This window comes from Pseudomonas sp. NFACC43 (assembly GCF_900119645.1).
GTDB lineage: Bacteria > Pseudomonadota > Gammaproteobacteria > Pseudomonadales > Pseudomonadaceae > Aquipseudomonas.
On sequence record NZ_FPKK01000026.1, the window covers coordinates 29,154 to 35,153 of the forward strand.

Genomic DNA, 6,000 nt, shown 5'->3' on the forward strand with positions numbered 1-6,000 from the left:
TGTCGATTCCGATGGCGGTGGCGATACAGTCCCGCACGCCCGGAAAGCGGGCACGGCAGGAGCGTCTGCAAAGGGTGACCCAGCGGGCCTGGCCTGTCTGTCACGGGAATCCGGTACAGCAGCCGGGGCGGGCATTACAGGGGCTCGACCTGGGGACCATCGGCCATCCGCGCGGTGGCCTGGGGCGTGGGTGTCTCGTCCAGGCGACGCATCGGGCCGTAGAGCAGGACGCTCAAAGGCAGGAGCGCAAACAGCGCGCCGGTCACCACGAACAACAGGCCCACGCCTCGCCCGGGGCCGACCCCGAGCCAACGGCCGATGGAATCGGCATACGGGCCGCCCGGCAGCAGCGCCGGCTGGAACCAGTGATCCACCAGCAAGCCACCGACGATGACGGCCAGGCTGGTGCTGGCAATGGTCAGCATGCTGATCAGCGCGAACACGCTGGCGCGGTTGCCAGCGGGAATCCTGCGCATCCACAACGAGTTGACGCTGGCATCGGCGATGCTTGCCATGGTGATCGCGACGAACGCCAAGGCGCAGTAGGCGACGGCTTGCGATACCACGCCCAGGGCGATGACACAGCCGGCCAGGAGCAGATCGGCCACCGCCACCAACGCCATCAGTCGTCGCGGATTGCCCATGGAAATCAGCAGCCCCGCCCCGGCCAGGCCGCCCAGGGCGGCCCAGGTATAGGCCATCCCCAGGGTCTGACTGCCCAGGGTGGACAGCAGCAACGGCGTCATCATCAACGTCGCCAGCGCCAGTACCGCGCCGCGCATCATGGTGTACACCAGCAGGCCGGCCATCAGGCGCTCCCTGGCAAAGAACCTGAGCGCCACACTGACGTTGCCCACTGCCCCTGCGAACACCGTGTCCTTGGGCGCATCGTCGGGATGGGTCGACGCGCCGCGGACGTGGGAGAACGCCTTGATCACCAGCAGCGTGCCGGAGCAGAACGTCAGCAGGTCCACCGCGAGGATCGTCACCAGCCCGGCCTTCGCCATGATCGCCCCCGCCACCAGTGGCGCCACCAGGGCCGAGGCGTTCTTGCTGATACTGATCAGCCCTGAGGCCCGGGTGAATTTTTCCGGGGCGACGATGGTGCTGACGGCGGCCTGGTACGCCGGTTTGCGAAAGGCGCTGACGATGGAAGCCAGGCAGTTGAAGATGTACAGGTGCAGAGGTTCCAGGCGTTCGAACCAGAGCAACGCCATGACGCCCAACAACAGCAATGCCAGGCTCACATCACAACAGACAATGATGACCCGGTGACTGATCCGGTCAGCCAGCCCGCCGGCCAGGGGCAGGAACAGCACCGCCGGCAATGTGGCCGCCAGCACCACGTTGGCGAACGCCACCGCCGAGCCGGTGTGGGTGTACACCCAGACGCCCAGGGCGAACTCCATCAGCGCCGTGCCCACCACCGCCAGTGACTCGCCGCACCAGAGGAAATAGAAGCCTCGGCCCAGATCGAATCCGCGGCGCTCGCCCACGCGACTCATGTGCGCACGTCACGCGGCGTGAAGACACCGATCAGCCCGTTCAGCAACCGGTAGGCCAGGGAATACGCCACCGCGCCGAACACCAGGGGCGCGAAGCGGGAAAACAGGTAGGTGCGCAACACTCGCCTGGCGATGGGCGAGCTGATGTCGCCACTGACATGCAGTGGCGTCGGGAACGTCGCCGCGACAGTAGCGCCAAAGGCGTCGTCCATCGACTGCACCGCATGCCACCAGTACACCGGGATGTACAGGGCATCGCCCGGCTCCACCACCGCGCGCAAGGCACGCAAGTCGCGGGTACCGGGGAAGCGACCGGTGTCAATGTCGTACAGGTAGCCGGCCTGTTCGATCACCGGCCGCAACGCCCGCCAACTGGTCTGGTCCGGTGGCAGCAGCAAGACCTCCTTGGCCCCGACCACCTGGGCCATGAAGGTTTCGTCGGTGACATGGAAATGCCAATCGGTATAGGAGTTGCGATACAGGAAGCTGCGATGGGGCGGATAGGCCCGGGTCTTGCCCAACTGCGGCATGAACGGCAGGCCGCCGACGTCGGCCTTCATCGACTCGATGGCCGAGCCTTCGGAGAAGCGGCAGCTGTCGGCCACCAACGGTGAGTCACCCTGGCCCAGGGCCTCGAGGAACTGGTGGAACGGCATTTCCCGGTAGACCGTATTGGCGTATGCGGTCAGCTCGGCCTTGACCTCCGGATTGGACCAACCGATGACCTCGGAAACGATCTGTGAACGGACCACCACCGGGCTGTTTCGTGAATGGGCCTTGAGATAGTCCAGGCGCTTCCATTTTTCGAATGCCGGCCAGTGGCGCACGGCATTCCTGATCAGGCAGGGACGGTTGCGATTGACATAGAGCCGGGTGAAATCGGCTTTGGAAATCGCCAGTGCATCGATCACATCGACCGTTCCTGCCTGGGGGTGATTGGGAAAACGGGACAGGCTCCAGAACTTGGAGACCGGGCGATCCGATTCGGCGACCAATGGCATTTCAGACCCTCGCAAGCGCTTTCAGGGTCGTTGGTATAACAGACTCCCTCGACCTCGCCCAAGCACCGCAAAGCCCCGTTTCCCGACGTTGTCCCTGCTTCCCATGACAGACATCACCCATCGGATCCTCTAATTTTTTCCCACCTTGTGAAGGGACACCGGGCGTGACCGGACGGCAGCCCGGCCCATCGACGAGCCACGACACCGCCCCTCGACGCCGACATCGCATCAGGTGCCTGTCCAACCGCGCCGTTGTCCCTCGCCACGTTTATCTGCATCCCGCCGATTGGCAGTCGCCCAGGCCTCCATGCACCGCCATTCGAACGGAGACAGACCTCAATTGATTCCGCCAGCAGGTGCTCCGATATGGATTCGTCGACCGAAATGTTGCCCACGCAAGACTGCGCCGCCCACGAACTGGCCTCCGTCCAGCAGGGCATCTGGCTCGACCAGATCGCGCACCCGGACCTGCCCTACTACAACATCGGCATGGCCCTGGAGATCAAGGGTGAGATCGACATTGCGCTGTTCGAGAAAGCCATCGAGCTGGTTGCCAACCGTCACGACGCCCTGCGTCTGAGCTTCAGCCATGAAGGCGGTACCGGTCGCCAGCGGGTCTTGCCCGAGGTCAAGGTCGATATGCAGGTGGTGGAGTTCACCGAAGCCGAGGCCGATGCCGGGCTGGCCATGGAGTACCTGCGCAACGCCTTTCGCCAGCCGTTCGAGTCGCTGACCGGCCAGCTCTGGGAAGCCCGCATGGTGCGTTGCGGCCCGAACCGCCATTACTGGTTGAACCGTTACCATCACCTGGTCACCGACGGCATCGGCGTGGCGTTGATCGGCCACGCCGTGGGCGCCGCCTACAACGGGTTGCTGGCGGGCAACGAGGAGGTTGCCCAAGGCCATTCCTACCTGTCGTTCCTCGAAGACGACCGGGCTTACCTGCAGTCCTCGCGCTACGAGCGCGACCGGCAGTTCTGGCAGGAAACCTACGCCCAGATGCCTCCTTCGCTGCTGCAACGCCGGGCCGACTTCAAGACCGGCCAGGCCAACGAACTGGCCCCCAGCGCCCAGGTCCAGGCGATGCTGCCACGGGCGCTGTACAACGCCCTGACGCAATTTGCCAGCGAACGCAGCCTGTCGGTGGCCCATGTCCTGATCAGCGTGGTCGCCACGTATTTCTGCCGCACCGTGGGCGTCGATGAAATCGTCATCGGCATGCCCGTGCACAACCGTACCACCGCGCGCACCAAGGAAACCGCGGGCATGTTTTCCTCGGTCAGCCCGATTCGCCTGCCGGTGGATCCCGACGCCTCGCTGCTGGACCTGATGCACACCGCTGGCGGCCAACTGCGCCGCTGCTACCGCCACCAGCGGTTCCCCATCGCCGAACTCAACCGCACGTTGCGCCTGGCCCAGACCGGCCGCCGGCAACTGTTCGACGTGTCGCTGTCGTTCGAAAGCCTGGACGGCGACGATCAGTTCGGCGGTACCTCGTCCACCGTGATCACCATGGACAATGGCTACGAGCAGACGCCCATGGCGATCTTCGTGCGCGATTACCATCCCTTCGAAGACGTCCATCTGGACTTCAACTTCAACACCGCGTACTTCAGCCTGGAGGAAGCCCGCTACCTGCAAGACCGCATGGTCTCGATGCTCGAAGCGGTGCTGGAGCAGCATGACACGCCCGTGGGCGACTTCCCGCTGATGAGCCAGGTGGAGCGGCGACACCTGCAAGTGGATTTCAACGCCACGGCCCGGGAATATCCCCGGGACGTGCTGATTCACGGGCTGTTCGAGCAACAGGCCGAGCGGCGTCCGCAGGCCTGTGCCGTGCGCGGCGACGACGGTCCGTTGCTCAGTTACGCCGAACTCAACCGCCGGGCCAACCAGCTCGCCCATCACCTGGGCGAACTCGGCGTCGGGCCGGACGCCCGCGTGGCCGTATGCCTGCGGCGCGGCGCGGACATGGTTATCGCCCTGCTGGGCATCCTCAAGGCCGGCGGCGCCTACGTGCCCATCGACCCGGACCTGCCCAGCGCGCGCCAGGCCTACATGCTCGAGGACAGCGCTCCCCACGCCGTGCTGAGCAGCCAGGCACTGCTGGAGCATTTGCCGCCGTCGGACAGGCCGCTGCTGCTTCTCGATGGCGACCAGGACCTGGCCCGCCTGGCTGCGCAGCCCACCCACGACCCGGATCCGGCGGCCCTGGGCCTGACGCCGAGGCACCTGGCCTACGTGCTCTACACCTCCGGTTCCACCGGTACCCCCAAAGGGGTGATGAACGAGCACATGGGGGTGGTCAACCGTCTGCTCTGGGCCCGGGACGAATACCGTGTCGACGCCGACGACCGGGTCCTGCAGAAGACCCCGTTCGGTTTCGATGTGTCGGTCTGGGAATTCTTCCTGCCGTTGCTGGCCGGTGCCGAACTGGTCATGGCCCGTCCCGGTGGCCATCAGGAACCGGACTACCTGGCCCAGGTGATGCGCCAGACCGGCATTACCTTGCTGCACTTCGTGCCGTCGATGCTCGACCTGTTCCTGGAGCATCGCGACAGCCAGGACTTCCCGACGCTGCGTCGGGTACTGTGCAGCGGCGAAGCCCTGCCCCGCAGCCTGCAGCGCCGCTTCGAAGAGCAGTTGCCGGGCGTCGAGCTGCATAACCTGTACGGCCCCACCGAAGCCGCCATCGACGTCACCGCCTGGCAATGCCGCCCCGGCGACCCGGGCGAAAGCGTGCCCATTGGCAAGCCGATCGCCAATATCCAGATGTACGTGCTCGACCCCCGGGGCAAGATCCAGCCGCTGGGCGTGGCCGGGGAAATCCATATCGGCGGCATCGGCGTGGCCAGGGGTTACCTGAACCGGCCGGAACTGAGCGCCGAGCGCTTCATCGCCGACCCGTTCAGCGACCAGCCGGATGCGCGCCTGTACAAGACCGGCGACCTGGGTCGCTGGCTGGCCGACGGCACGCTGGAATACCTGGGCCGCAACGACTTCCAGGTGAAGATCCGTGGCCTGCGCATCGAGATCGGTGAAGTCGAAGCGGCCCTGGCCCTGTGCCCTGGCATCCGCGAAGTGGTGGTCGTCGCCCGGGAAGATCATCCCGGGCAGCCGGACAGCAAGCGCCTGGTGGCTTATGTCTGCGGCGAACAGGTACCCGCCGACGTACTGCGCAGCACCTTGCTCAAGCACCTGCCCGAGTACATGGTTCCCACGGCCTTCGTGCACCTGGACGCCCTGCCCCTGACCGCCAACGGCAAGCTCGATCGCCGGGCCCTGCCCGCACCGGGTGCCGAGGCCCTGGCCAGCCAGGCCTACGAAGCGCCCCAGGGCGAGACCGAAATCGCCATTGCCGAGATCTGGAAAGGCTTGCTGCACCTGGATCAGGTCGGCCGCCACGACGGCTTCCTCGAACTGGGCGGCCACTCCCTGCTGACCGTGCAGCTGCAAGCCCGCCTGCACCAGGACCTGGGGGTCGAGATCGACCT

General features: G+C 65.7%; 3 protein-coding genes. 1 reads left to right on the forward strand and 2 read right to left on the reverse strand.

The window, feature by feature from the left end:
- Positions 1-134: 134 nt before the first annotated feature.
- Both BT179_RS25950 and BT179_RS25955 read right to left on the reverse strand, forming a co-directional pair.
- Entirely contained in the window at positions 135-1,505 is a 1,371-nt protein-coding gene (locus BT179_RS25950) for an MFS transporter (RefSeq protein WP_083526402.1), read from the reverse strand.
- Positions 1,502-2,506: a cupin-like domain-containing protein gene (locus BT179_RS25955; protein WP_072432329.1), complete on the reverse strand. Its 1,005-nt coding sequence runs from the start codon at positions 2,504-2,506 to the stop codon at positions 1,502-1,504. Before BT179_RS25955 ends, BT179_RS25950 begins: the two co-directional genes overlap by 4 nt.
- Positions 2,507-2,872: 366 nt before the next feature.
- Here BT179_RS25955 and BT179_RS25960 point away from each other — a divergent pair.
- Positions 2,873-6,000 (forward strand): non-ribosomal peptide synthetase (locus BT179_RS25960; protein ID WP_143148733.1); only part of this gene is annotated, 3,128 nt, incomplete at its 3' end.

Bases quoted from the DNA above. Each gene is read 5' to 3' on its own strand.
- BT179_RS25950 (WP_083526402.1), bottom strand. From the start codon at position 1,505: ATGAGTCGCGTGGGCGAGCGCCGCGGATTCGATCTGGGCCGAGGCTTC.
- BT179_RS25955 (WP_072432329.1), bottom strand. From the start codon at position 2,506: ATGCCATTGGTCGCCGAATCGGATCGCCCGGTCTCCAAGTTCTGGAGC.